The organism is Microbacterium sp. Y832 (assembly GCF_057669765.1).
This window is the reverse complement of the sequence record NZ_JBYHFM010000001.1, coordinates 413,251-437,061: the sequence shown is the minus strand read 5'-3', so window position 1 is coordinate 437,061 and position 23,811 is coordinate 413,251. Positions and strand designations below refer to the sequence as shown.

At 69.4% G+C, this 23,811-nt stretch carries 23 protein-coding genes; 10 read left to right on the top strand and 13 right to left on the bottom strand.

The window, feature by feature from the left end; all coding sequences use genetic code 11:
* Positions 1 to 3: 3 nt before the first annotated feature.
* Positions 4 to 675 (top strand): GOLPH3/VPS74 family protein, encoded by a 672-nt coding sequence (locus AC25YV_RS01745; protein ID WP_488122100.1) that lies wholly within the window; start codon positions 4 to 6, stop codon positions 673 to 675.
* Positions 676 to 691: 16 nt separating this feature from the next.
* Here the strand turns inward: AC25YV_RS01745 and AC25YV_RS01740 are convergent, their stop codons facing one another.
* Together AC25YV_RS01740 and AC25YV_RS01735 are read right to left on the bottom strand one after the other, a co-directional pair.
* Positions 692 to 934: a zf-HC2 domain-containing protein gene (locus tag AC25YV_RS01740; RefSeq protein WP_488122099.1), complete on the bottom strand. Its 243-nt coding sequence runs from the start codon at positions 932 to 934 to the stop codon at positions 692 to 694.
* Positions 931 to 1,533 carry a sigma-70 family RNA polymerase sigma factor gene (locus tag AC25YV_RS01735; RefSeq protein ID WP_488122293.1) on the bottom strand — a complete coding sequence of 201 codons (603 nt, stop codon included), beginning with the start codon at positions 1,531 to 1,533 and terminating at the stop codon, positions 931 to 933. The genes AC25YV_RS01740 and AC25YV_RS01735 overlap by 4 nt, the downstream gene beginning before the upstream one ends.
* Before the next feature lie 154 nt (positions 1,534 to 1,687).
* Between AC25YV_RS01735 and aroA the strand changes: the two genes are divergently transcribed.
* Genes aroA through bcp form a run of 3 tightly spaced genes read left to right on the top strand, consistent with a single transcriptional unit; the run spans position 1,688 to position 4,581 of the window.
* Positions 1,688 to 3,058, top strand: a complete 1,371-nt coding sequence (gene aroA, locus AC25YV_RS01730) for a 3-phosphoshikimate 1-carboxyvinyltransferase (protein WP_488122098.1) — start codon at positions 1,688 to 1,690, stop codon at positions 3,056 to 3,058.
* On the top strand, positions 3,055 to 4,095 hold the full coding sequence (gene rsgA / locus AC25YV_RS01725) for a ribosome small subunit-dependent GTPase A (RefSeq protein ID WP_488122097.1): 1,041 nt from the start codon (positions 3,055 to 3,057) through the stop codon (positions 4,093 to 4,095). Before aroA ends, rsgA begins: the two co-directional genes overlap by 4 nt.
* Before the next feature lie 21 nt (positions 4,096 to 4,116).
* Positions 4,117 to 4,581 (top strand): thioredoxin-dependent thiol peroxidase, encoded by a 465-nt coding sequence (gene bcp / locus AC25YV_RS01720; RefSeq protein WP_488122096.1) that lies wholly within the window; start codon positions 4,117 to 4,119, stop codon positions 4,579 to 4,581.
* Between the two features lie 3 nt (positions 4,582 to 4,584).
* Here the strand turns inward: bcp and AC25YV_RS01715 are convergent, their stop codons facing one another.
* Complete coding sequence (locus AC25YV_RS01715; RefSeq protein ID WP_488122095.1) at positions 4,585 to 4,998, bottom strand: histidine kinase; 414 nt, start codon at positions 4,996 to 4,998, stop codon at positions 4,585 to 4,587.
* A gap of 203 nt (positions 4,999 to 5,201) precedes the next feature.
* Here AC25YV_RS01715 and AC25YV_RS01710 point away from each other — a divergent pair, with 203 nt between their 5' ends.
* On the top strand, positions 5,202 to 5,450 hold the full coding sequence (locus AC25YV_RS01710) for a WhiB family transcriptional regulator (protein ID WP_194425087.1): 249 nt from the start codon (positions 5,202 to 5,204) through the stop codon (positions 5,448 to 5,450).
* A 59-nt stretch (positions 5,451 to 5,509) separates the two neighbouring features.
* Here the strand turns inward: AC25YV_RS01710 and AC25YV_RS01705 are convergent, their stop codons facing one another.
* From AC25YV_RS01705 to AC25YV_RS01695, 3 genes are read right to left on the bottom strand one after another with little or no spacing between them, the layout of a single operon-like run.
* Positions 5,510 to 6,997, bottom strand: coding sequence for a sensor histidine kinase (locus AC25YV_RS01705; protein WP_488122094.1), 1,488 nt, complete (start codon positions 6,995 to 6,997; stop codon positions 5,510 to 5,512).
* Positions 6,998 to 7,021: 24 nt separating this feature from the next.
* Positions 7,022 to 8,224 (bottom strand): CpaE/TadZ family protein, encoded by a 1,203-nt coding sequence (locus AC25YV_RS01700; RefSeq protein ID WP_488122093.1) that lies wholly within the window; start codon positions 8,222 to 8,224, stop codon positions 7,022 to 7,024.
* A complete protein-coding gene (locus tag AC25YV_RS01695) occupies positions 8,221 to 8,850 on the bottom strand; it encodes a CpaB family protein (RefSeq protein WP_488122092.1) in 630 nt (209 codons plus the stop codon). Before AC25YV_RS01695 ends, AC25YV_RS01700 begins: the two co-directional genes overlap by 4 nt.
* Positions 8,851 to 8,948: 98 nt before the next feature.
* Between AC25YV_RS01695 and AC25YV_RS01690 the strand changes: the two genes are divergently transcribed.
* Positions 8,949 to 9,230, top strand: coding sequence for a helix-turn-helix domain-containing protein (locus tag AC25YV_RS01690; RefSeq protein ID WP_488122091.1), 282 nt, complete (start codon positions 8,949 to 8,951; stop codon positions 9,228 to 9,230).
* Between the two features lie 8 nt (positions 9,231 to 9,238).
* Here AC25YV_RS01690 and AC25YV_RS01685 read toward each other — a convergent pair whose 3' ends face one another.
* Positions 9,239 to 9,823 carry a hypothetical protein gene (locus AC25YV_RS01685; RefSeq protein WP_488122090.1) on the bottom strand — a complete coding sequence of 195 codons (585 nt, stop codon included), beginning with the start codon at positions 9,821 to 9,823 and terminating at the stop codon, positions 9,239 to 9,241.
* Between the two features lie 131 nt (positions 9,824 to 9,954).
* On the opposite strand from AC25YV_RS01685, the gene AC25YV_RS01680 reads away from it, so the two are divergent.
* Complete coding sequence (locus AC25YV_RS01680; RefSeq protein ID WP_488122089.1) at positions 9,955 to 10,395, top strand: Rv3235 family protein; 441 nt, start codon at positions 9,955 to 9,957, stop codon at positions 10,393 to 10,395.
* Between the two features lie 68 nt (positions 10,396 to 10,463).
* On the opposite strand, the gene AC25YV_RS01675 is transcribed toward AC25YV_RS01680, so the two are convergent.
* Together AC25YV_RS01675 and secA are read right to left on the bottom strand one after the other, a co-directional pair.
* Positions 10,464 to 11,687, bottom strand: coding sequence for a pyridoxal phosphate-dependent aminotransferase (locus tag AC25YV_RS01675; protein ID WP_488122088.1), 1,224 nt, complete (start codon positions 11,685 to 11,687; stop codon positions 10,464 to 10,466).
* Between the two features lie 76 nt (positions 11,688 to 11,763).
* Complete coding sequence (gene secA / locus AC25YV_RS01670; protein WP_488122087.1) at positions 11,764 to 14,574, bottom strand: preprotein translocase subunit SecA; 2,811 nt, start codon at positions 14,572 to 14,574, stop codon at positions 11,764 to 11,766.
* A gap of 266 nt (positions 14,575 to 14,840) precedes the next feature.
* On the opposite strand from secA, the gene AC25YV_RS01665 reads away from it, so the two are divergent.
* The 3 genes from AC25YV_RS01665 to AC25YV_RS01655 all read left to right on the top strand — a co-directional run bounded on the left by AC25YV_RS01665 (position 14,841) and on the right by AC25YV_RS01655 (position 18,816).
* A complete protein-coding gene (locus AC25YV_RS01665) occupies positions 14,841 to 15,455 on the top strand; it encodes a PadR family transcriptional regulator (RefSeq protein ID WP_488122086.1) in 615 nt (204 codons plus the stop codon).
* A gap of 128 nt (positions 15,456 to 15,583) precedes the next feature.
* The gene (locus AC25YV_RS01660; protein ID WP_488122085.1) at positions 15,584 to 17,368 is read left to right on the top strand and encodes a DEAD/DEAH box helicase; all 1,785 of its coding nucleotides are present in this window, start codon (positions 15,584 to 15,586) and stop codon (positions 17,366 to 17,368) included.
* A 101-nt stretch (positions 17,369 to 17,469) separates the two neighbouring features.
* Entirely contained in the window at positions 17,470 to 18,816 is a 1,347-nt protein-coding gene (locus AC25YV_RS01655) for a hypothetical protein (protein WP_488122084.1), read from the top strand.
* 87 nt (positions 18,817 to 18,903) lie between these two features.
* Here the strand turns inward: AC25YV_RS01655 and hpf are convergent, their stop codons facing one another.
* The 4 genes from hpf to mtrB form a co-directional block, all read right to left on the bottom strand.
* Positions 18,904 to 19,560 carry a ribosome hibernation-promoting factor, HPF/YfiA family gene (gene hpf / locus AC25YV_RS01650; protein ID WP_488122083.1) on the bottom strand — a complete coding sequence of 219 codons (657 nt, stop codon included), beginning with the start codon at positions 19,558 to 19,560 and terminating at the stop codon, positions 18,904 to 18,906.
* A gap of 66 nt (positions 19,561 to 19,626) precedes the next feature.
* Positions 19,627 to 20,409: a ComF family protein gene (locus AC25YV_RS01645; protein ID WP_488122082.1), complete on the bottom strand. Its 783-nt coding sequence runs from the start codon at positions 20,407 to 20,409 to the stop codon at positions 19,627 to 19,629.
* A gap of 14 nt (positions 20,410 to 20,423) precedes the next feature.
* Entirely contained in the window at positions 20,424 to 22,100 is a 1,677-nt protein-coding gene (locus AC25YV_RS01640) for an LpqB family beta-propeller domain-containing protein (protein ID WP_488122081.1), read from the bottom strand.
* Entirely contained in the window at positions 22,097 to 23,809 is a 1,713-nt protein-coding gene (gene mtrB, locus AC25YV_RS01635) for an MtrAB system histidine kinase MtrB (RefSeq protein WP_488122080.1), read from the bottom strand. Before mtrB ends, AC25YV_RS01640 begins: the two co-directional genes overlap by 4 nt.
* Positions 23,810 to 23,811 lie beyond the last annotated feature (2 nt).

Below are 23,811 nucleotides of genomic sequence, written 5' to 3'. Positions count from 1 at the left end.
GGCATGGACCGTTCGATCACGGAGCAGATCCTCCTGCTCACGGCAGACCGACGCGGATGCCTCCACCGCAGCGACGGCGCCGAGGCCCTCGTGGGCGGTGCGGTCCTCGTCGACCTCGTGCTCGACGGCGTCATCGACTTCGCCGCGACCGCATCGGACCGCACGGACGTGCGTATCGTCCCCCGAGCGGATGCCGCGGCCCTCGACGCCATCGCGGACGCCCTGCCACCGGACACCCCCCTCACGCCCGGCCTCGTCTCGCAGGTGGGCAGGCGTTCGTACGACGATGCCGTGACCCGCCTCGTCTCACGAGGGCTCCTCGTGCGCGATGAGGGACGCGTGCTCGGACTCGTGCCCCGAACACGGGTGCGCCTGGCCGATGAGCGCGTCGCAGAAGATGCCCGCGACGAACTGCGCAGTGCGGCATCCGGGCACATCGACATGGACCAGCGCGTCGCGACCGTCGTCACGCTTCTGGATGGCGCAGGAGTGCTCGATCGCATCGTCGGCGGCCGCGACGCCCACGCTGCTCGCGATCGGATCGCGCAGAACACGACGGCCGAGCAGGTCGCGCGCGTGCTCTACGGCATCTCGATCGTCGCCGGAGCCGCGAGCGCGGCCGCCACAGCGGCGGCGGCAGCGACCGCACCCGCTGCTGCCGCCTGGCGCTTCTAGGGGTTGCAGACCGCCGTCAGTGGGACGCCTGCAGATCGCGCAGGCGCGCGAGCACCTGGTCGCGCAGATCTTCGGGAGCGGTCTCCTTGCAGGCGCGCGCGACGACCTCGGTCAGGGTCGTCGCGACGAGCGCTTCACTCTGGCATTCGGAACAGTTCTCGAGGTGCTCCCTGATCTCGGAATGCTGCGTCTTGCAGACCTCGTTGCGCAGGTACTCTTCGAGATCCTTGCGTGCTTTTTCACACCCGCAGTCGGTCATTGCTTTCTCCTAGCCGCGGCCTCGGTGTCGATGCCGCGTTCCTTCGCGTAGTCGGCGAGCAGGTCACGCAGTTGCCGTCTGCCACGGTGCAGACGGCTCATGACCGTGCCGATGGGGGTCTTCATGATGTCGGCGATCTCTTGGTAGGCGAAGCCCTCGACGTCGGCGAGGTAGACCGCGAGCCGGAAGTCCTCGGGGATCGACTGCAGCGCATCCTTCACGACGGATGCCGGCATGTGATCGATTGCCTCGGCTTCGGCCGAGCGCGCGCTCGTCGCGGTCGTCGACTCGGCCCCACCCAGCTGCCAGTCCTCGAGCTCGTCGATCGCACTCTGATACGGCTCGCGCTGCTTCTTGCGGTACGTGTTGATGTACGTGTTCGTCAGGATGCGGTAGAGCCAGGCCTTGAGGTTGGTCCCCTGCGTGAAGGTGTTCCACGAGGCGAACGCCTTCACGAACGTCTCCTGCACGAGGTCGGCCGCGTCCGCGGGATTGCGCGTCATGCGCATCCCCGCCGCATACAGCTGATCCATGAAGGGCAGCGCCTGCTCTTCGAACTGGGTGCGCGGATCGTGCGCCTTGTCTGCCTGCTCGGTCATCAGGCGCCAGTCTACGGGGACAGCACTCCACGCCCGCTCGAGTTCGTCGACGGATTCTGCCGTGCGGCGGTCCAGCGTGGCGTTCACTCGAGTTCCGTTCCGATCTGTCGTCTTCTCGCGGCGTGAGCGGCGAGGTTCAGTAGGGTAGAACTCGATGACTGCTGATGGGTATTCCCCTTCTTCTGTGACCTCTTCTCGCGGCCGGTGGCACGCCCCCCAGGCCGACGGCCCGTTGCGCGCCACCGTGACCGTGCCCGGCTCGAAGTCGCTCACCAACCGAGAGCTGATCCTCGCCGCGATCGCAGAATCCCCCAGTCGCCTGACCGCGCCCCTGCACTCCGAGGATTCGGCGCACATGATCAAGGCCTTGCGGGTCCTCGGCGTGGACATCGAGCACGTGCCCGGCGAGGGCCATTACGGCGACGACCTCGTCGTGACGCCGACGTGGCCGCTGCGCGGCGACACGACGATCAACTGCGGGCAGGCCGGCACCGTGATGCGCTTCATCTCGCCGCTGGCCGGCTTCGCAGCGGGAGAGATCACCCTCACCGCGGATGAGAACGCGCTGCATCGCCCCATGGGCGCCATGATCAAGGCGCTGCGCGACGTCGGAGTCGACATCGACGACGGCGGCACCTGGTCGCTGCCGTTCTCGGTGCGCGGACACGGGCGGGTGCGCGGCGGCGAGATCACGATCGACGCAAGCGGCTCGAGCCAGTTCGTCTCCGGGCTGCTGCTGGCCTCGGCGCGCTTCGATGTGGGCCTGCACCTCGTGCACGCCGGCGACCGACTGCCGAGCATGCCGCACATCGACATGACGATCGAGGCCCTCGGACATCGCGGCGTGCACGTCGAGCGCCCCGCGCCCGGAGAATGGGTCGTGCCTGCCGGGCCCCTGCGCGGCAAAGAGGTCGCGATCGAGCCCGACCTGTCCAACGCGGCGCCGTTCCTCGCAGCGGCGATGATCGCCGGTGGTTCGGTGTCCGTGACGGGGTGGCCCGCGCACTCGACGCAGCCGGGGCACCTGCTCACCGACATCCTCTCCATCATGGGCGCGCGCACGTCGCGGCGGGCGGGCACGCTCACCGTGTCAGCGGGCACCGCGATCCAGGGCGTCGACCTCGACCTGTCGGCGGCGGGCGAGCTCACCCCGACGATCTTCGCTCTCGCCGCGTTCGCCGAGGCGCCGACCACGCTGTACGGCATCGGCCACATCCGCGGGCACGAGACCGACCGCATCGCCGCACTCATCGGCAACCTTCGCGCCATCGGCGGCGAAGCGCACGAGATGGAAGACGGCATCCGGATCGTGCCGCGCGAGCTGCACGGCGGAGTGTGGCCGGCTCACCACGATCACCGGCTCGCGACGACCGGTGCCCTCATCGGGCTCGCCGTGCCCGATATCGAGGTCGATGACATCGGCACGACCGCCAAGACGATGCCCCAGTTCCCCGACATGTGGCGCCGCATGCTCGATGGCGACGATGAGGCACCGCACGACTCGCAGGCGCAGCAGGCATCGTGAGCTGGCTCGGAACAGACGAAGACGACGAGCCGGATTTCGACGAGCAGAGCTTTCGTGTCCGGCCCAATCCGAAGGCCAACCGACCCCGCACGAAGCGGCGTCCCGCGCACGAGGACGCGCGGATCGCACGCGTGCTCGGTGTCGACCGGGGTCGGTACCACGTGCTCGTGGACGAGAACGAACCCACCGAGCACATGGTGCTCGCCGTACGCGCCCGTGAGCTGCGCAAGACCCCCATCGTGACCGGCGACCGCGCGCGTGTCGTGGGCGATGCGTCGGGCGATGAAGGAACGCTCGCGCGCATCATCGGAATCCAGGAGCGCACGTCACTGCTGCGCCGCAGCGCCGATGACACCGACCAGGTCGAGCGGGTCGTCGTCGCCAACGCCGACCAGATGCTCGTCGTCGTGGCAGCCGCCGACCCCGAACCGCGTGCCCGGCTCGTCGACCGATACCTCGTCGCGGCGTTGGATGCCGGCATCCGGCCGCTGCTCGTCGTGACGAAGACCGACCTCGCCGACCCGAGCGAGTTCCTCACGCACTTCGAGGGCCTCGATCTCGAGGTCTTCACGAGCGCCCGCGACGAGATGCCGGTCGAGCGGGTCGGCGAGGCGATCGCGGGGCACGCCACCGTCTTCGTCGGGCACTCGGGCGTCGGCAAGTCCACCCTCGTCAACGCTCTCGTGCCCGACGCGAAGCGCGCGACGGGGCATGTCAACCTCGTCACGGGGCGCGGCCGTCACACATCGAGCTCGACGGTCTCCCTGCGCTACCGCGGACCGGCCGGGACGGGATGGGTCATCGACACCCCGGGCGTGCGCTCGTTCGGCCTCGGGCACGTCGACACGGCGAACATCCTGAAGGCATTCACAGACCTCGCCGTCGTCGCCGAAGAGTGCCCACGCGGGTGCACGCACCTTCCGGATGCACCGGACTGCGCAATCATCGAAGCGGTCGAGGCGGGCAGGCTCGGACCGACGGGGGCCGCGCGGCTGGATTCGCTGCAGCGCCTGCTCGAGACGTTCGCCAAGTCCTGACGCGAGTGGTTGACTGGTTTCGTGACCCGACTCGAGCCCGGCCAGACCGCCCCCGATTTCTCACTCGTCGACCAGGACAACACGACCGTCTCGCTGCGCGAGCTGCGCGGCGGCAAAGTCATCCTCTTCTTCTACCCGAAGGCCATGACGCCCGGGTGCACGACCGAGGCGTGCGATTTCCGCGACAGCATCGCACCCCTGCAGCAGGCCGGATACACGGTGCTCGGCATCTCGCGTGACGAACCCGAGGCGCTGCGCCGCTTCCGCGAACGCGACGCGCTTCCCTATGACCTCCTGAGCGATCCCGACCACTCGGTGCACGCCGCCTACGGTGCGTGGGGAGAGAAGATGAACTACGGCAAGGTCGTCGAGGGTGTCATCCGCTCGACGTTCGTGATCGACGCCGAGGGGCTCATCGAACAGGCGCTGTACAACGTCAAGGCGACGGGACACGTCGCGCGCGTGCGCTCGCTTCTCGGAGTCTGACGCTCACTCCACCGCGCCTGGCGCGGCCTCGCTCTCGGATTCCTCACGACTGGCGATGCGTGCAGCGATGACCAGCAGCACGAACACGATGACGGCGGGCACGGCGATGGCGAGGGCGACGGTGGGGCTCGCCCACGCGCCCGTGGCGACCCCGAGCGCGACGGCGAGGATGAGCAGCTGCGTCACGATGGCACCCGAGCGCCCCCACGAGCGACCCCGATAGATCGCGAGCGCGAAGGCGATGATCGCGACCGCACCGATCACGGTGAGCACGAGCAGCGCGAGTGCGCTGCTGACGGCCTCCGTGTCGCCGGCGAGGAGCGCGCCGACCTCGGCGACGGCGAGCGCGAGCACCCCGAGCCCCTCCAGACCCACGAGAACGGCCGCGATCAAGCTGATGGGATGTGTGCGCATCATTCAGGTTCTTTCGGTGGATGCAGGCTCACGCGACGTTATACAGGAAACTCGATGAGAAATGTCTTGATCATCCTCATGTGCTATGGGACGATTGCTTTAGCCGTGTGCTCCCACAGCGACGTGGGGCGAGATCACTCTCGCACCTCCACAGGGTACCCGACCCGAACGAGTACCCACGCAAAACCCCTACAAGGAGCGCAACCATGGATTGGCGCGACAAAGCCGCCTGCCTCACCGTCGACCCCGAGCTGTTCTTCCCCGTGGGGAACACCGGTCCGGCCGTAGACCAGATCGAGAAGGCCAAGGCCGTGTGTGCACGTTGCACCGTCACCGAGGTCTGTCTGCAGTACGCCCTCGAAAGCGGCCAGGACTCTGGCGTGTGGGGCGGACTCTCTGAGGACGAGCGCCGCGCGCTCAAGCGCCGCGCTGCACGCGCGCGCCGCGCCTCCTGACGCTCAGCCGCAGCTGACTTTCACCCCGCGGGTCTTTCCTGGCCCGCGGGGTCCTTCGTTCACCCGCGAGGACGGTCGATGTACCGCAGCGGGATATCGATCGTGACCTCGGTGCCCGCACCGACTGCCGTGTGCCAGTCGATCGTCCCGCCGAGCTCGCCCTGGATCAGGGTGCGCACGATCTGCGTGCCGAGGCCGCGTCCGACCTGCCCCTCGGGCAGGCCCACGCCGTCGTCGCGCACCGTGACCGCCAGGTGCTCGTCGGTACGCTCGGCGACGATCTCGACCTCACCTTCCTTGCCCGCGAGGCCGTGTTCGACGGCGTTGGTGACGAGTTCGGTGAGCGCCAGGGCGAGAGGCGTCGCATACTCGCTCGGCAGCGTCCCGAAGCGACCCGTCGTGCGGGTGCGCGCCCGGGTGCTCGGGGCGGCGGCGACTTCGGCGATCAGCTTGAGCGCGCGCTCGAAGACGTCGTCGAAGTCCACGTTCTGGGCGAGCCCTTCGGACAGCGTGTCGTGCACGACGGCGATCGCCGTGACGCGGCGCATGGCCTGCGTGAGAGCCTCGCGCGCTTCTTCCGAGTGCGAGCGCCGCGCCTGGATGCGCAGCAGCGACGCGACCGTCTGCAGGTTGTTCTTGACGCGATGGTGGATCTCACGGATCGTGGCGTCCTTCGTGATGAGCTCCTGCTCCTGGTGCCGGATCTCGGTCACGTCGCGGCACAGCACGATCGCGCCGATGCGCGTGCCGTGGTGGCGCAGCGGGATCGTGCGCAGCGACACGGTGACCCCCCGCGCTTCGAGGTCGGCGCGCCACGGTGCGCGACCGGTCACGACAACCGGGAGCGTCTCGTCGAACTGGCGCTTGGTCGGGAGGATCTGCGACACGACCTCGATGAGCGACTCGCCCTCGAGCTCGTCGTCGAATCCGAGGCGGATGAATGCGGACAGCGCGTTCGGGCTCGCGAACGTCGCGATCCCGTCGACGTCGAGGCGGATGAGTCCGTCTGACGCACGCGGAGCACCGCGCCGCGGCGCGGCAGGGGCTTCGAGATCAGGGAACTCCCCCGAGGCGATCATGCTGAACACGTCGTCGGCACAGTCGTTGAAGGTGATCTGCTGGCGACTGGGTGTGCGCGCTTCGCCGAGGTTCGTGTGCCGCGTCAGCACGCCGATCGTCTGCGGCTCCTCGCCGTTGGCCCGCCGCACGATCGGCACGGCGCGCACCCGCGTGGGTGTCTCCTCGAACCAGTCCGGTGATGCCGAGTCGACGATCTGCGCGGTCTGGAAGGCATCGCGCACCTGTGTGCGCCACTGGGGGCGCACGCGGTCGCCGACGATGTCACGGTAGAACAGCGTCGCCGCGCCGCTCGGCCGGGTGTGCCCGATGGCGACGAACGAGTCGTCGGGTGTGGGCACCCAGATGACGATGTCGGCGAAGGCGAGGTCAGCGAGCAGCTGCCCATCGCCTGCCAGGCGGTGAAGCCATTCGACGTCTGCCGCGCTGGAGCGGCCCTGGGCATAGACGAGATCGCTGAGGGTCGACACGCTCCCAGCGTAGGGCGTGCGGCCTCAGGCCGCGCGGCGACGCGAGGGCGCACGCGTCGCTTCGGGCGCGGGCGCGACCGCCTCACCGACGAAACGGCGCAGCGCAAGGGTCAGGGGCGACTTCGGGGCGACCTCGGCGATGGGTCGCGACGCCAGTAGCGCCGCATCGGCCGAACGAGGGTCCTGGGGCAGGAACCAGACATCGCGGATGCCGCCGAAGCGGTCGAGCGTGCGTCGCACCTGCCCGCGCGCGTCGATGCCGAGGGCGCCGGGGCGCAGACCGTTCGCGAGCACGGCGATGCGCGTGGCCCCGACACTCGCGCGCAGTTCGTCGTGAGCGCGCAGGAAGCGCGCGACGCCGACGGGATCGGCCTTGGCGACGGCGACGACGGCGTCGGCGGATTCGAGCGCGGCGAGGGTCGCGGCGTTGCGCCGGGGGCCGGCGAGGTCGCTGACGATCTCTTCGTCGCGCTCGAGCGATGCCGCGACGTCGACGACGGTGTAATCAGCCCACGCCCGGCACACCGCGAGCGCGTCGGCGACCCGGTTCGCGCTCAGTTCGGGCCATCGCGACGGACGGTTGATGCCCGTGAGGACATCGACACCCGTGCCGCCCAGCGGCAGGCTGATCCGCAGGAGTTCTCGCGGATCGAGCCCGCCGATCTCGGATTGCCGGCACGCCGCCGCGAAGCCGGGCCCCTCATCGGGCAGGCCGAGCGCGATGGCGATCGAGGGCGCGTGCGTGTCGGCGTCGACGAGCGCGACCCGGCGGCCACCGCGCGCGAGCTCGACGGCGAGCTCGATCGACACCGTCGTGCGGCCGGGTGCCCCGGCAGGCCCCCACACGGCGATCGTTCGCGAGGGCGCGGTCGGTTCGGCCGCTGCAGCAGGCACGCGGGGCGCCGCCACGACGGCAGCGAGCCGCCACGGCTCGACGTCGATCGGGTGAACGGTCTCGAATCCGAACAGCTCCGCCGTGCGCGCGGCATCCGTCGTCGACCCGACCGGAACGATACGCACGCCGGCGCGGTCGCACGCCGCGACGAGCGCCGCCGTCGCGGATGCCCGATGCGCCTCGAGCACGAGGACGTCAGCTCGAGACGCGATCCTCGTGTCCAGCGAGGGTGCGGATGCCGCGACCACGGCGACGACGTCGATGTTCTCCCGGGCGAGCCCGGCCGCAAGGCGCGACCCCTGCGGCTCGTCGACGGCCACGACGACCTTCATCGGCTGCTCCCCATCGACGGCACGACCGACACGGCGGATTGATCCGCGATCGCCGCGAGCACCGCCGCGACATCGGCGCGCGGGATCGCGAGCTCGACCGATGCGGCCCCACCGCCCATCATCGACTCGTCGCGCTCGACGTGCGCGACAGTCGCGTCGGCGACGAGGATGCGCGGAGTGTCGTAAAGGCCCCGCTCGAGGAGCGGCGCAGCCCACACTTCGACGACGGATCCCGGCCCGACGGCGGCGGGAACCTCGGCGGCGCTGCGCACGACGACGCTTGTCGTGCGCAGCGCCGAGGGGTCTCCGAGCGCCGCGCGCGGAATGAGCTCACCCCGCGGCACCGTGCGGGTCGCGACGGATCCCGGCTCGAACGCTTCCGCGGCGAGGTAGGTCGCGTCGGCCTGCCCGAGGCCGACGTCGACCATGTGCACGTCGTCGTCCGAGATCGTCTGGCCGACGACGATCGTGCGGGCAGCGGTGAGCATCACGTCCGTCTGGCGCGCGGACGTGACGACGAACCAGACGCCGCCGACCGAGGCGACGATGAGCAGGATGCCGAGAAGGAAACGGACGTCTGCCCAGGGAGCGCGACGGCGCGCGCGGGCATGTTCGACAGCGGTCATCGCTCCATGGTGAGACACCCCGCACGCACCGCCGCGTCGTTATCCACAGGCCCGCGCCGGACTCCTGGCATGGTGTGGATGCCCTCGATAATGGGGGGATGCCCCAGACTCCGGCGCCCGCGATGCGTCTGCTCGCCCTCGCGCAGGCGGCCGACATCCTCGGCGTCTCGGTTGGCGAGGTGCTCGACCTCGTGCACCGCGCCGAACTGCGCGGCGTGCGGGTCGGGGCATCCGCACAGTGGCGCATCGAACAGGCGAGCATCGCTGAGTATCTCGACGGACAGGCCGAGATCGAGCGACGGGCCGCTCTGTGGAACCAGTCGCAAGAGGCGAGTTTTCCCGAGCTGTGGGGCACGGGGCCGATCCGCCACACCGACTGAGATCGCGCTCAGAACTCGATCTGCCCCTCGAGCCGCAGCCAGACGACCGCCGAGACAGGCACGATGCGGTGTGCCGCCACGGCGTCTGCGCGACGCGGTTCGCCCGGCGCGTGCACGGCGAGGTCGAAGTGGTCGACACCGGCACGGTCGATCGTGCCGGTGAGCAGGCGTTCGCCGCTCGACCGGATCACGACGCCGGTGCGGCGCCGCGCGAGATCACGCAGCAGATACCCGAGGGTCAGGCGTTGCGCGACGCGGTCGGGAGGTGCGGCCCGAGCGCTGCGCAGCAGGTCGGCGTGCGGCATACCGATGCTGCGGATGGAGGCGAAGGGCGCAACGAGGGCTCTGCCCGGTGCGTCCGTGGCGTGGAGGGCGACCCAGTCTGCGCCGATCGCTCGCACCGTGGCCGTGAGTGCGGTGCCGTCGCAGAGGTCGAGCGCGACATCGTCGCCGTTGAGGGCGGCGAGGCGGTCGTGCAGCGACAGACGCGACCGCTCGAGCCGCTCGGTCTCGGTCGCGAGCGCGGCACGGTCAGCCTCCCAGTCCGAGGCGATCTGGTCTTCGAGATCGTCGAAGAAGCGGTCCCAGCGCATTCGGGCACAGTACCGGCACCGGTATGTGGCGGTCACGAGTTGTCCACAGTTCGCTGACCCGGTTCGTCGAGACGGTCGCCGGTGTGCTGTACTTCTCCATGGCATCCCCCCTGGCCAAGTAAGGCACCGCCATGGCAACGTCGCCCGCGGGCACCGCCCGCGCCTTCGTCCCGCCCGCCGACGCATGGGAGCTGTCGAAGTTCTTCGCGCCGCAGCGCACATCATCCGCCGCTCTCCCCGACCCGGAGCCTCTCCTGCGCAACCTCACGCGGGGCGTGCTCGAGGTCTTCGCCGGGGTCCGCGACGTCGACCAGCTCGCGCGCTGGCTCACCGAGGACGCCTACCGCACGCTCCTCGCCCGGGCGAACCTCGCCGCGCGGGCGAGGTCGGCGCGCGGCATCCCGGCCCGCCGCCCCGTACACGCGCTCACCTCGGTGCGGCACCAGTCCCCCGCTGACGGCGTCGTCGAATCGGTCGTCATCGTGGAGGGCCCCGCGCGCACGCGCGCCGTCGCGTTACGTCTCGAAGGCAGAGACGGGCGCTGGCGCGCCACCTCTCTCGCACTGCTCTGACCGGTCGCGGTCTCGCGCGTGATCCGGGCCGGCGTCACGCCGTGGACGGATGAGAGCCGCGGAAGGTGCTACTGGCGGTACGACGAGAGGAAGTTGCCGAGGCGTTCGATGGCCTCGGCGAGAACCCGGGCCTCGGGCAGCGTGACGATCCGCAAGTGGTCGGGCGAGGCCCAGTTGAAGCCCGTCCCCTGGACGAGCAGCACATGCTCGGCGACGAGGAAGTCGTAGACGAGCTTGCCGTCGTCATGGATCTCGTGCACCTCGGGATCCAACCGGGGGAACGCATACAGGGCCCCGCGAGGCTTGACGCACGAGACGCCCGGAATCGCCTCGAGACCCTGCCACGCGGTATCCCGCTGCTCGTGCAGACGCCCAGAGGGCGCGAGCATCGCGTCGATCGACTGCACACCCGACAGAGCGGCCTGCACGGCGTGCTGCGCGGGAACGTTCGGGCACAGCCGCGTAGAGGCGAGCAGCGTCACGCCCTCGATGAACCCATGGGCGTGGTCCTTCGGGCCGGTGACGACGAGCCAGCCCGACCGGTACCCGGCGACGCGGTACGTCTTGGACAGGCCGTTGAAGGTGAGCACGAGCAGGTCGGGCGCGACCGAGGCCATCGGGATGTGCAGGGCATCGTCGAACAGGATGCGGTCATAGATCTCGTCCGAGAGCACCAGCAGCGAGTGCTCCCGCGCGATCTGCGCGATCCCCTCGAGCACTTCACGCGAGTACACGGCACCCGTCGGGTTGTTCGGGTTGATGACGACGATCGCCTTCGTGCGTGGTGTGACCTTCGCCCGGATGTCGTCGAGATCAGGCTGCCAGCCGTTCTGCTCGTCGGCGAGGTAGTGCACGGGTGTTCCACCGCCGAGGCTCGTCATCGCGGTCCACAGCGGATAGTCCGGGGCGGGGATGAGTACCTCATCGCCCTCGTCGAGCAGCGCCTGCATGACCATCGTGATGAGCTCGGACACACCGTTGCCGAGGTAGACGTCCTCGGGCCCGAACGGCGGGAACGTCGGGTCCTGCTCGTAGCGGTACACCACCGCCCGCCGCGCGGACATGATGCCCTTGCTGTCGCTGTAGCCGTGCGCCTCGGGGATCGAGTCGATCATGTCGCGCACGATCTGAAACGGCGCCTCGAACCCGAACACGGCGGGGTTGCCGGTGTTGAGCTTGAGGATCGCGTGCCCCTCGGCCTCGAGCCGGTCGGCCTCGACGAGCGCCTGCCCGCGGATCTCGTACAGGACGTCTTTCAGCTTGCGGGACTGGTCGAGGGGGCGCAGACTCATCGATTCAGACTAGCGCCCGATTCTGCGGCCCCGCCCACCCCGACCTCCTCATGACCGCGTCACGGAAAGACGCGGGCTACTTCTTCTTGTTCGCCCGACGGTCGGCGCGGTTCTGCGGAGCCGGGCCGGGAGCAGCCTCGGCTTCCGTGCGCTGCCCGAAGGCGCCGCGGGGGCCCGCGGGCTGGGCCGGCGCAGGCTGGCCGGGACCGGCGGCGGCTGCCGTCTGGCGCAGCTTCTCGGTCGCGGCGCGCTGCACCTGACCGCGCTCGTTGCGCACCTCGACCTCGCCGGCGTCGTTCGCCGCCGAGTACTGCAGGCGCTGCGCGTCGACCGATGCCTCGCCCAGGCCCTTGGCCTCGACCCCGGTGACCTCGTCACCCTGCGAACGCACCTCGACCTCGAGGTTGTAGAGGTAGCCGACGGACTCCTCCTTGATCTGTCCCATCATCGTCTGGAACATCTCGAAGCCCTCGCGCTGGTACTCGATGAGCGGGTCGCGCTGGGCCATGGCACGCAGGCCGATGCCGTCCTTGAGGTAGTCCATCTCGTAGAGGTGGTCGCGCCAGCGGCGGTCGAGCACCTGCAGAACGACGCGACGCTCGAGTTCGCGCATCGCGGGCTCACCGAGCGACTCCTCGCGCTTGCGGTACGCGATCATGGCGTCCGAGAGGATCTCCCGCTTGAGGCCCTCGGCGGTGATCCCACCCTTGCGGCCGGCACCTTCGGCGACGACCTCGTCGATCGTCACGCTCACGGGGTACAGCGTCTTGAGCTCGGTCCACAGCGCATCGAAGTCCCAGCTCTCGTTGTGACCCGAGCCGGTGTGCTCCTTGATGACCTCGTCGATCGCATCTTCGATGAAGTGCGTGATGCGGTCGGCGATGTCGTCGCCGTGCAGGATCTGGCGGCGGTCGGTGTAGATCGCCTCGCGCTGGCGGTTGAGCACGTCGTCGTACTTGAGGACGTTCTTGCGGATCTCGGCGTTGCGCGCCTCGACCTGGCTCTGTGCGCTCTTGATGGCACGGCTGACCATGTTGGACTCGATCGCGACGTCATCGGGGAAGTTCGTCCGCGACAGGATCGCCTCGGCCGCACCCGACTGGAACAGCCGCATGAGATCGTCGGTGAGCGACAGGTAGAAGCGGCTCTCGCCGGGGTCACCCTGGCGGCCAGAACGACCGCGCAGCTGGTTGTCGATGCGGCGCGATTCGTGCCGCTCGGTGCCGAGCACATAGAGCCCGCCCGCCTCGGCGACCTTCGTCGCCTCGACGGCGACGACGTCACGGGTCGCCTCGTAGACGGCATCCCACTCGGCTTCGTACTCTTCGGGCGTCTCGACGGGGTCGAGGCCCTTGGCCTTCATCTCCTGCACAGCGAGGAACTCGGCGTTTCCACCGAGCATGATGTCCGTTCCACGCCCGGCCATGTTGGTCGCGACCGTGACGGCGCCCAGGCGCCCCGCGCGGGCGACGATCTCGGCCTCACGTGCGTGGTTCTTGGCGTTGAGCACCTCGTGCTTGATGCCCTTCTTGGCGAGCAGCCGCGACAGATACTCGCTCTTCTCGACGCTGACGGTGCCGACGAGCACCGGCTGGCCCTTCGCGTGGCGCTCGGCGATGTCTTCGACGACCTGGGCGAACTTGATCTGCTCGTTCTTGTAGACGAGGTCGGACTGGTCCTTGCGGATCATGGGCTTGTTCGTCGGGATGGGGACGACGCCGAGCTTGTAGGTCGACATGAACTCGGCCGCTTCGGTCTCGGCGGTACCCGTCATGCCGGCGAGCTTGTCGTACAGGCGGAAGTAGTTCTGCAGCGTGACGGTGGCGAGGGTCTGGTTCTCGGCCTTGACCGGCACGTTCTCCTTCGCCTCGATCGCCTGGTGGATGCCTTCGTTGTAGCGTCGGCCGGCGAGGATGCGGCCCGTGTGCTCATCGACGATCATGACCTCGTCGTTGATGACGACGTAGTCGGTGTCGCGCTTGAACAGCGCGAGGGCCTTGATCGAGTTGTTCAAGAACGAGATGAGCGGGGTGTTCGCCGACTCGTACAGGTTCTCGATGCCGAGGTAGTCCTCGATCTTCTCGATGCCGGGTTCGAGCACACCGATCGTGCGCTTCTTCTCATCGACCTCGTAGTCGACGCCGGGCTCAAGGGTCTTGGCAATCTTCGCGAACTCGAGGAACCAGCGGTTGGCCTCACCCGAAGAGGGGCCCGAGATGATGAGCGGCGTACGCGCCTCGTCGATGAGGATCGAGTCGACCTCGTCGACGATCGCGAAGAAATGACCGCGCTGCACGAGGTCTTCCTTGCGCCACGCCATGTTGTCGCGCAGGTAGTCGAACCCGAACTCGTTGTTGGTGCCGTACGTGATGTCGGCGTTGTACTGCTCGCGCCGAACCTCGGGGTTCTGGCCGGCGACGATCGTTCCTGTCGTCATGCCCAGGGCGCGGTAGATGCGGCCCATGAGCTCGGCCTGGTACGACGCGAGGTAGTCGTTGACCGTGATGACGTGCACGCCCTTGCCGGCGATCGCATTCAGGTAGACGGGGAACGCACCCGTGAGCGTCTTGCCCTCACCCGTCTTCATCTCGGCGATGTTGCCGAGATGAAGCGCCGCGCCGCCCATGATCTGCACGTCGTAGGCGCGCTGGCCGAGGGTGCGCTTGCCCGCCTCGCGCACGGCGGCGAAGGCCTCGGGCATGAGCTGGTCGAGCGACTCGCCCGCTTCGTACCGCGCGCGCAGTTCGGTCGTCTCGCTGCGCAGCTCCTCGTCACTGAGGTGCTCGTAGTCCTCTTCGAGGGCGTTGACGGCCTTCACAACCTGCTGAAGTCGACGAAGGATTCGCCCTTCGCCGGCGCGGAGCAGTTTCTCGAGAGGGTTGGCCACGGGGCATCTCCATCTGTCGGGTCGGGCACCGGTCGGCACCAGTGCCGGGCGGGCGCGCACTGCGCCCGGGCATACCTGCCCATGTTACTGGGCTGTGATCTTTGCGTGGGCTGTGTGCGTGTCGCCGCTCCGGAGCATCCGGAATATGTATTCTCAGAAACTACATACAGGGTATGCATCCACCCCGGGCGTTCACACCGGTTTCATGCCCGCTCGTCGCGGCGCGCAGGTATTGACGCGCTGCGATTCTGATGCAAGGAGTCATCATGTCCGTACGGCAGAGTCTGCTCGCGATCCTCGATCAGGGGCCGTGCTACGGCTATCAGCTGCGGGCAGAGTTCGACCGGCGCACGGGCTCGACCTGGCCGCTCAACGTCGGTCAGATCTACAACACGCTCGACCGCCTCGAGCGTGACGGCCTGGTCGCAAAGGGCGACGTGGACGAGCACGGGCACGTCTACTGGCAGATCACGGATGCCGGCGCGGCGGCCGCGCGCAACTGGCTCGACTCGCCCGTGGAACGTGGCCGGGGCACGCGCGACGAGCTCGCGATCAAGCTCGCGGTCGCCGCGACCCTGCCCGGCGTCGATGTCGCCGCGGTCATCCACGCGCAGCGACGCTCGTCACTCGCCCAACTGGACGCCCTCACGCAGGCGACATACGCGGGGCCGAACGCTGACGGACCCGAAGAGCTCGCCTGGGCGCTCGTGGTGGACTCGATGATCTTCGCCGCCGAGGCTGAGATCCGGTGGCTCGAGCACGTCGAGCAGCGACTGGCGACGCACCCCGAGCACTCCCTGGAGCTGGCACTGTCGACCGAGCGACCCAAGCGCGGGCGCCCGCTCGCGGTGCGCGACGAGGTGGCGTTAGCTGTGAGGTAGAGCCGGCCCGACGCATTCGCGGGGCCGGGCGCGGCACCTGGACGCTTCACAGCCCGACCCCGGTACCCTGAACTGTGCCAAAAGATCAAGACCAACTCCACGCCGAGGCTCCTGTCGAGCCCGCGCCGATGACTTTCGCCGACCTCGGACTGGGCGAGCCCGCCCTCAAGGCTCTGCGCGATGTCGGATATGAAACGCCGTCGGCGATTCAGGCAGCGACGATTCCCACCCTGCTCGCCGGCCGCGATGTCGTCGGACTCGCACAGACCGGAACCGGAAAGACCGCAGCGTTCGCCCTGCCGATCGTCGACCGGCTCGATCTCACTCAGAAGACGCCGCAGGCACTCGTGCTCGCCCCGACCCGCGAGCTCGCGCTGCAGGTGTGCGAGGCGTTCGAGAAGTATGCGTCGCATCTGAAGGGCGTCCACGTGCTGCCGGTCTACGGCGGGCAGGGCTACGGCGTGCAGCTTTCTGCGCTGCGCCGCGGCGTGCACATCGTCGTCGGTACCCCCGGTCGCATCATGGACCACCTCGAAAAGGGCACGCTCGACCTGTCCGAGCTGCGCTTCCTCGTGCTCGATGAAGCCGACGAGATGCTCAAGATGGGCTTCGCCGAAGATGTCGAGACGATCCTCGCCGACACCCCGGACACGAAGCAGGTCGCTCTCTTCTCGGCGACCATGCCCGCCGCGATCCGTCGGATCTCGCAGCAGTACCTGAACGATCCCGAAGAGATCACCGTCAAGTCCAAGACGACGACGTCGTCCAACACGACGCAGCGCTACCTCATCGTCTCGTTCGCGCAGAAGATGGATGCGCTCACGCGCATCCTCGAGGTCGAGAACTTCGACGGCATGATCGTCTTCGGCCGCACCAAGAGCGTCACCGAGGAGATCGCCGAGAAACTGCGCGCGCGCGGGTACTCCGCCGCCGCGATCAACGGCGACGTGGCCCAGGTGCAGCGCGAGCGCACCGTCAACCAGCTGAAGTCGGGCAAGCTCGACATCCTCGTCGCGACCGACGTGGCCGCTCGAGGCCTCGACGTCGAGCGCATCTCGCACGTGGTGAACTTCGACATCCCGACCGACACCGAGTCGTACGTGCACCGCATCGGCCGCACGGGCCGCGCCGGACGCTCGGGCGTCGCCATCAGCTTCGTCACCCCGCGCGAGCGTGGGCTGGTCCGCGCGATCGAGCGGGCCACGCGCCAGGATCTCACCGAGATGCAGCTGCCGAGCGTCGACGAGGTCAACGTCACACGGCTCTCGCGGTTCGACGACAGCATCACCGCCGCGCTCGCGGAAACCGAACGGATCGAGCGGTTCCGCGACATCGTCGCCCACTACGTGCGCCACCACGATGTGCCCGAGGTCGATGTGGCCGCCGCACTGGCCGTCGTCGCGCAGGGCGAGGTGCCCCTGCTGCTCGAGGCCGAGCCCGACAGGCCCGCCCGCAGCCGCGACGACCGCGAACGGTCCGACCGCCCCGAGCGCAGCGACCGCGGACCGCGCCGCTCGCGCGACGGCATGGCGACGTACCGCATCGCCGTCGGCAAGCGTCACCGCGTCGAGCCTCGGCAGATCGTCGGCGCCCTCGCCAACGAGGGCGGGCTGCGCCGAGACGACTTCGGCGCGATTCAGATCCGCCCGGACTTCTCGCTCGTCGAGCTTCCGGCTGATCTGCCCCGTGACACGCTGTCGCGCTTGGCCGACACCCGCATTTCGGGCCGGCTGATCGAGCTGCGCCCCGACACGGGTGGCCCCGCGCGCCGCCGTGACGACCGTGACGACCGCGGACGCCGGGATGACCGTCCCCGCGAGGGCTCGCATCGAGACGACCGCGGATCCGGTGAAGACGCGTCCGACGATCGCCCCGCCCGCAAGCCTCGCCACAAGACCGCTGACGACGTCTGAGCCGAACCGCGACGATCCGTCGTCGCGGTTCGCCCTCGGCGGACGCTCATACGACCCCACCGCGGGGCCGACGTTCGGCGACCGCCCGTAGGATCGATGTCATGGCTGGATTCTGGGGCAAACGCAAGCGCGTCAACGAAGAACTGCAGGCCCAGGACGCCGACCTCGCCCGCAAGGCGCGCACGGCGCTCGTGGCCGCCGACGAGCGGATCCGCGTCACGAACGACGAACTGGCGTTCGCCGAGGCCGAGCTCGGCCCGGACTCGACGAAGGAGCTGCGCGAGGCGCTCGCCGCTGTGAAGGAGCACCTCGGTGAGGCCTTCCACCTACACCAGCTCAATCACGACGAGATCCCCGACACCCCCGAAGAGCTGCGCACCCGCAACGCGCGCATCATTCAGCTGTGCGAGTGGGCGGAGGACCTGCTCGATGACCGCACCGAGTCCCTCGCCCAGCGCATCGCGCGCGCGCGCCGCGCTCCCGAGATCGTCGCAAAGGTGAGGTCGGATGCCGCACACCTGCGCACGCGGATTCCCGGCGCCCGCGAGACCGTTGCTCGGCTCGCCATGCGCTACGCCCCCGAGGCTCTCGCACAGGTCGCCTCGAACCCCGCAGAGGCCGATCAGCTGCTCGGGTTCGCCGAGCACAGCGCCGGCGTCGCCGAACGGCGCCGCGAAGCGGAGCAGCGGGAACAGGCGAATCTCGCGCTGGAGGCCTCGACCGAGTCGGTGCGTCGCGCAGCGACGCTGCTCGACGCCGTCGAGACATTCGAGGTCGAAGCGCTGCGCGCCGAGTCGACGCTCGCCGCGATCATCGAGGATTCCCGCGAGGACATCGTCGTCGCGCTGAAGGAGCCGCGCTCCCCCGGCGTCTCCGCCGCGATCGCCGAGCTCCAGAAGGCACTGAACTCGCTCCCCGGCGCGGGAGTCAACACCGACCCGTTCGCTCTGCTCACCCGCCTGCGTACGGCGAACGAAGGGCTCGATGCGGCGATCGCCGCGGCGCGCGAGCGTGCCGCACGACCTATCCCGCCGCTCGAGCACGTGCGCCACAGCATCGACGACTCCGACCGGCAGCTCGCCGTCGCGCGCGACGTCATCGCCGGGCACCGCGGCTGGATCGGCGCCGATGCCCGCACGCGTCTCGCCGAGGCGGAGCGGGTGCGCCTCGACCTCGACCGCTACCTGGGCGCCTCGGCGTCCATCGTCACGACGATCGACGAGGACCATCGCGAGCAGGCGATGGCGATGGCGCGTCGCGTGGCGTTCCTCGCCGGCGAGGCTCTGCAGCTCGCGCAGCGCGACATCGACGCGTCCCGCCCCCAGCAGGACCAATGGGGCGGCAACTGGGGTGGCGGTCGCCGCGGCGGCGAGGGCGGGAACGGCGTCATGGGCGGCATCCTGGGCGGTCTCGTGATCGGCAGCCTGCTCGACGGCATGTTCGACTGACGACGCTCCGGCCGCGCCGGCAACCGGCAGAACACAGACGGATGCCGCGAGCCTCGGCCCGCGGCATCCGTGTGAATCGGTGAGCGGCTACGAGGCGACGGCCTCGGGAGCGGCCATCGTCGTCAGCGAGATGACACCGTAGTCCCAGCCCTTGCGGCGGTAGACGACGCTCGGGTGATCGGTGCTCGCGTTGATGAACAGGAAGAAGTCGTGCCCGACGAGTTCCATGCGATCGACGGCATCCTCGACGGTCATCCACTCCGGAGCGAACTCCTTCGTGCGGATGACGACGGGCGTGTACTCCTCGTCGTCCTCCTGCGGGACGACAGGAACCTCACCCGTGGCGACAGCGCGCAGCACTTCGACCGAGGCCGGCTGAATGTCCACGCCCTGCAGCGATCCGGTCTCCTTGTCGAGCTTCGCGCCGCGCGGGTGCTTACGCGCGTCGATCCGCTTGTCCTTCGCACGCCGCAGCTGTTCGGTGAGCTTGTCGACCGCCAAATCGAGTGCCGCGAACTTGTCGCCGTCGACAGCCTCTGCACGTACGACCGGGCCCTTGCCGATCACGGTGAGCTCAACGGTCTCGTCTTCGACGCGCCCGTTGTGATACGTGTGATGCGTGACCTTGACGTCGAGTCGCTGCGCTTTGGGAGCGAGGTTCTCTATGCGGACGGCCTTTTCGTCGACCACGCTGCGGAAGCGATCCGAGATGCTGACTCCCACGCCGGCGATGTTGGTTTCCATCCTTGACCTCCTTGTTCCGGTCCGCCCGGTCAAGGGCGGACCATCAGTCGCCTTGTCCTGTCCACGCTATCGGCGCGAGCCCTGCCGTGTCACCCATGCGGTTTCCCCTGTCAGCGAACGCCGTGGGGTTGCGGCGATCGTGACGGCGCCGATCACATCTGCGCCGGCCTCGCGAAGCGCCCGAGCAGCCTCGGCGAGCGTCGCCCCCGTCGTGACGACGTCGTCGAGGAGGACGATGCGAGCGGATACCGCCGGCCGGGCGACGAGGCTCCCCGCGACGTTGCGACGCCGCGCCTGCTCATCGAGTCCGCGCTGATCGGCCGGCTGCCGCACGAGCCGCAGACGGCGATCGACCCGCAGGCCCGCCCGGCGGGCCACGAGCTCGACGACGTGGTAGCCGCGGCGACGGAAGGAGGCGCGCGAGGTCGGCACCGGTACGACGAGGACTCCGGCGCCCGAGACGGCCCCCGCCGCCGCGCGAAGCGCGGGTGCAAGCGACCGTGCGAGCCCCGTGCGCCCCTCCTCTTTGAGCGCGCGCAGCACTCGCGCGGAGACACCGTCGAACGGCAGCCCGCTCCAGACCGGCAGCCCCGCAGCCCCCGTGCCTCGCATCGCGTCCGAGATCACCCGCCGCTCGACGGCGGGAGCGAGCTGAGCGAGGCACGCGTCGCACAGCGCGACGTCAGGCACGCCGCATCCTGCGCAGTCGACCGGCAGCAGGAGAGTGAGGGCGTCGGCGAGCGCGCGCCGCACGGGCGATGAGGGATGCACGACGGTGAGCCTCGCAGCATCCCGTCGCCCGAACCGTCGCACGCGGGCCGTGCGGGCGTAGACCGGTACGGCCTGCACCTGGGGAGGAGCTGCTACTCGGGCATACCCTGCTGCGTCGCGAGCACGAGCACACCCGCGCCGCTCTCCTGCCAGTTCGGACCCCTGCGCGTGTAGAGGAAGCCGTCGAGACCGCGCAGCCGCGTCGAGGCGAGCGTCGCGCCCGTTGCGATCGAGACCGCCTCAGCGGGAGCGGAAGTCGTGGCACCGGGCCCGCCGACGAGCTGGGTCAGCACCGAGGCGCTCTCGCCACCGTCGATGAGCACACCGAGCGTCGTCTCATCGAGCCACGACAGCGCGCGACCCTCATCGGGGGCGATCGCGAGCACGACCGGTGCGCCGAGGCTCGTGGGCACGCCGCCGTCGCCGCGCAGGATGCCCGACACCCACACGGCGGTGCGTCCGCCGGCGGTCACCAGCCCCGCGATCCGCGCGCCGTCGCGCGACACGGCCATCGCGGCGATCTGGGTCGTCTCGGGCCATGCTTCGGCGACGGTGATGGCACTGCCGTCAGGCAGCTGCGCACGCATGGCCTGCGGGGCGCCCCGGGGGACGCTCCAGATGATCCCGAAGGGGTCGACGGACGGCGCCACGAGCTGTGGGCGGTCATCGACGAGGCTCGGCGCACCCGACGCCGGCACACGCCAGATCGAGCCGTCGGCGCGCTGCACAGCCGCGAGGTCGCGGTCCCCCGTCACCTGCACCGCGGTCGCGTCGAGCTCGGCGACGGTCGTCGACAGTCCCGGGATCGGCAGCAGTTCGTCGCCCGAGAGGAACCCGAAGCCCGCGTCGGTCTTGACGAGGGGAGGACCGGAGACGGCCGTGCGGCGCACCGGCACCGGCTCGGCACTCAGCGCCGTCGTGCCGACGACCATCTCGACCTGCGTGATGTTCGCCGTCCGCAGGCTCTCTTTGAGCTGCGTCTGCATGCGGTCGCGCGTCTCCTGATCGAGCGCGAGCGCCTCTTCTGTGAGCCCGACCGTCGCGACACCGCCCGCCGCGACGGTGACCGACGGCACAGCCGAAACCCCCTCGGGGAAGGCTGTTCTGACGGATGCCGCGAGCCAATCGCTCTGCGGGCGGTTGACCAGTGCCGCCACGATCCGGGAGGCCACCCGGGACCGGGGGAACCAGCGCACATCGGGCACGAGGTAGGTCCACGTCGTGTCGAAGTAGGCGAGGGAGTAGTTGCTGAAGATCGAGGTGAACAGCGACCGGTCGAGCACGATGCCGTCGGGTGCTTCGGCGATGCGCCATTCACCGTCATCCTGCTGGACCAGCTCGAACGTCAGCGTCGTCGGACCCTCTTCGACGCGCTCGTACGAGCCCTTCTCGTCGACGCGCGCGACCTGCGAGACGAGCACCGTCACGGTGTCGTCATCGAGCAGGCGGGTCTCGCGCGCGCCGAGCACGTCGATCGTGACACCCGCGTTGGGATCCCACTCGCCGCGGAACTGCGGCGCAAGGAACTCCTGCGCGCGAGCCCAGTCATCGGCGACCCCCGACCCTGCGCGCAGGAATCCGTCGACGATCTGATCGGGGGTCGCTCCCGACTGCGGCCTGTCGGGGATGAGCGAGATGTCGGGCGGGTCGACGCTGCCCCCGCCCGCGAGCCCTTGATTGACACTGCCGCCGGTGGGCAGGCCCGCGCACGCCGAGAGGGCGACGGCGAGCACCGCGATCGCGGCGACGAGCATGCGGCGGCGTTTCATCGTCTGCCCCCTGTGTCTGCGGCATCCGTGCCCGCCGTATCGCGCAGCACCTCGATCGGCTGCGTGAGGCCGAGGTCATCGAGGGCGGTGCCGCCGTCGTCGACCGGCTCGACCGGAAGCGGCGAGGGCGCCGTCAGGCGCCCCTTCTGCCGAGGCAGGGTGAGCACGAAGTTCGTGCCCTTGCCGAGTTCGGACCACACCTCCAGCTCACCGCCGTGCAATCGCGCGTCGCCGAGCGCGATCGACAGTCCGAGGCCCGTGCCGCCGATCGTGCGCTTGCGCGACGGGTCAGCACGCCAGAACCGGTCGAACACGTGCTCGACCGACTCGGGGCTCATCCCCAGACCGTAGTCGCGCACGCTCAGCGCGACCGCTCCCCCGTCGCTGTCGACCGTGACGACGATGGGTCGGCCCTCGCCGTGCTCGATCGCGTTGCCGAGCAGGTTGCGCACGATACGCCGGATGCGCCGCGGATCCATGTCGACCAGCGTGTATCCACCCGGGGCGACCAGGCGCACGTCGCTGCCGTGCTGTTCGGCGAGCTGCTCCATCGAGCCGATGACGTCTTCGGCGAGGTGCGCGAGGCTCGTCGGCTCGAGCTCGAGCTGCACCGAGCCGGCGTCGTAGCGGCTGATCTCGAGCAGGTCGATCAGCAGTAGCTCGAAGCGCTGCACCTGAGCGTTGAGCAGCTCGGCGGCGCGGGCGGTGCCCGGATCGAACTCGTCGCGATGATCGTTGATCATGTCGGCGGCGAGGCGGATCGTGGTGAGCGGAGTACGCAGCTCGTGTGAGACGTCGGAGACGAAGCGCTGCTGCACGAGCGACAGGTCGGCGAGCTCCTTGATCTGTGACTCGATGCTGTCGGCCATCGCGTTGAACGACCGCCCGAGCGTCGCGAGCTCGTCTTCGCCGCGCACGGGCAGGCGCACATCGAGGCGTCCGGCGGCGAGCTTGGCGCTGGTCTCCGCGGCTTCGCCGATGGGCGTCGTGACCGAGCGCAGCACGAACCAGGCGATGCCGCCGATGATCAGCACGAGCGCAACGCCGACGCCCCACAGGGTCGCCTGCACGAACCCGAGCGTCTGCGACGAGGGGCCGAGATCGTACGCGAGATACACGGCGTAGGGGCCGATGTCGGCGACGGGGATCGACACCTGCTGCCCGACGACGATGCCGGGCACGGCCGATCCGCCGCTCTGAGGCAGGGCGACCGACTGCCACCACTGCTGACCGGAGTCCGCCTCGACCTGCTCGGCGAGCTCGGGGGTGATGGTCTGCTCGAACGACGTGCCGACGGCGAGGTCCTGTGGCGCGATCTGGGAGGGGGCCGTGTCGATCCGCACGATCCGGATGCCGTCGCTCGCGGCCTGTGCCATGAGGTCGGTGCCCGTCGTCGAGAGCAGATTCTGCAGTTGCGCCGCGTCGCCGAGGACGGCGGAGTCGAGGGTCTCCTGCGCGGCGGTCGTCGCGCGCAGCGCGTCGGTGAGGATCTGCTCCCGGCGCGAGTCGAACAGGTCGCGCTGCACCGAGATCGCCATCCACACGCACGCCACGAGAACCGCGAGCGCCGTGAGGGCGAGAGTCACGAGCACCGTGCGGAACCGCAGAGACCGCCGCCAGAGCCGTGCGAGGTTGTCGGGCCACGCACGCCAATTGCGCCAGTCCAGCACAGGGACGTGGACGAACCCGCCGGTGTCCACCGAACTCATGG

What these genes read in the sequence shown, in the direction of transcription:
- AC25YV_RS01640 (WP_488122081.1), bottom strand. Translation starts at nt 22,100, where the DNA reads ATGAAACGCCGCCGCATGCTCGTCGCCGCGATCGCGGTGCTCGCCGTC.
- AC25YV_RS01695 (WP_488122092.1), bottom strand. Translation starts at nt 8,850, where the DNA reads ATGACCGCTGTCGAACATGCCCGCGCGCGCCGTCGCGCTCCCTGGGCA.
- mtrB (WP_488122080.1), bottom strand. Translation starts at nt 23,809, where the DNA reads ATGAGTTCGGTGGACACCGGCGGGTTCGTCCACGTCCCTGTGCTGGAC.
- AC25YV_RS01685 (WP_488122090.1), bottom strand. Translation starts at nt 9,823, where the DNA reads ATGCGCTGGGACCGCTTCTTCGACGATCTCGAAGACCAGATCGCCTCG.
- AC25YV_RS01665 (WP_488122086.1), top strand. Translation starts at nt 14,841, where the DNA reads ATGTCCGTACGGCAGAGTCTGCTCGCGATCCTCGATCAGGGGCCGTGC.
- AC25YV_RS01660 (WP_488122085.1), top strand. Translation starts at nt 15,584, where the DNA reads ATGACTTTCGCCGACCTCGGACTGGGCGAGCCCGCCCTCAAGGCTCTG.
- AC25YV_RS01655 (WP_488122084.1), top strand. Translation starts at nt 17,470, where the DNA reads ATGGCTGGATTCTGGGGCAAACGCAAGCGCGTCAACGAAGAACTGCAG.
- AC25YV_RS01710 (WP_194425087.1), top strand. Translation starts at nt 5,202, where the DNA reads ATGGATTGGCGCGACAAAGCCGCCTGCCTCACCGTCGACCCCGAGCTG.
- AC25YV_RS01745 (WP_488122100.1), top strand. Translation starts at nt 4, where the DNA reads ATGGACCGTTCGATCACGGAGCAGATCCTCCTGCTCACGGCAGACCGA.
- AC25YV_RS01690 (WP_488122091.1), top strand. Translation starts at nt 8,949, where the DNA reads ATGCCCCAGACTCCGGCGCCCGCGATGCGTCTGCTCGCCCTCGCGCAG.
- AC25YV_RS01675 (WP_488122088.1), bottom strand. Translation starts at nt 11,687, where the DNA reads ATGAGTCTGCGCCCCCTCGACCAGTCCCGCAAGCTGAAAGACGTCCTG.
- AC25YV_RS01680 (WP_488122089.1), top strand. Translation starts at nt 9,955, where the DNA reads ATGGCAACGTCGCCCGCGGGCACCGCCCGCGCCTTCGTCCCGCCCGCC.
- AC25YV_RS01740 (WP_488122099.1), bottom strand. Translation starts at nt 934, where the DNA reads ATGACCGACTGCGGGTGTGAAAAAGCACGCAAGGATCTCGAAGAGTAC.
- aroA (WP_488122098.1), top strand. Translation starts at nt 1,688, where the DNA reads ATGACTGCTGATGGGTATTCCCCTTCTTCTGTGACCTCTTCTCGCGGC.
- AC25YV_RS01700 (WP_488122093.1), bottom strand. Translation starts at nt 8,224, where the DNA reads ATGAAGGTCGTCGTGGCCGTCGACGAGCCGCAGGGGTCGCGCCTTGCG.
- hpf (WP_488122083.1), bottom strand. Translation starts at nt 19,560, where the DNA reads ATGGAAACCAACATCGCCGGCGTGGGAGTCAGCATCTCGGATCGCTTC.
- AC25YV_RS01715 (WP_488122095.1), bottom strand. Translation starts at nt 4,998, where the DNA reads ATGATGCGCACACATCCCATCAGCTTGATCGCGGCCGTTCTCGTGGGT.
- AC25YV_RS01735 (WP_488122293.1), bottom strand. Translation starts at nt 1,533, where the DNA reads ATGACCGAGCAGGCAGACAAGGCGCACGATCCGCGCACCCAGTTCGAA.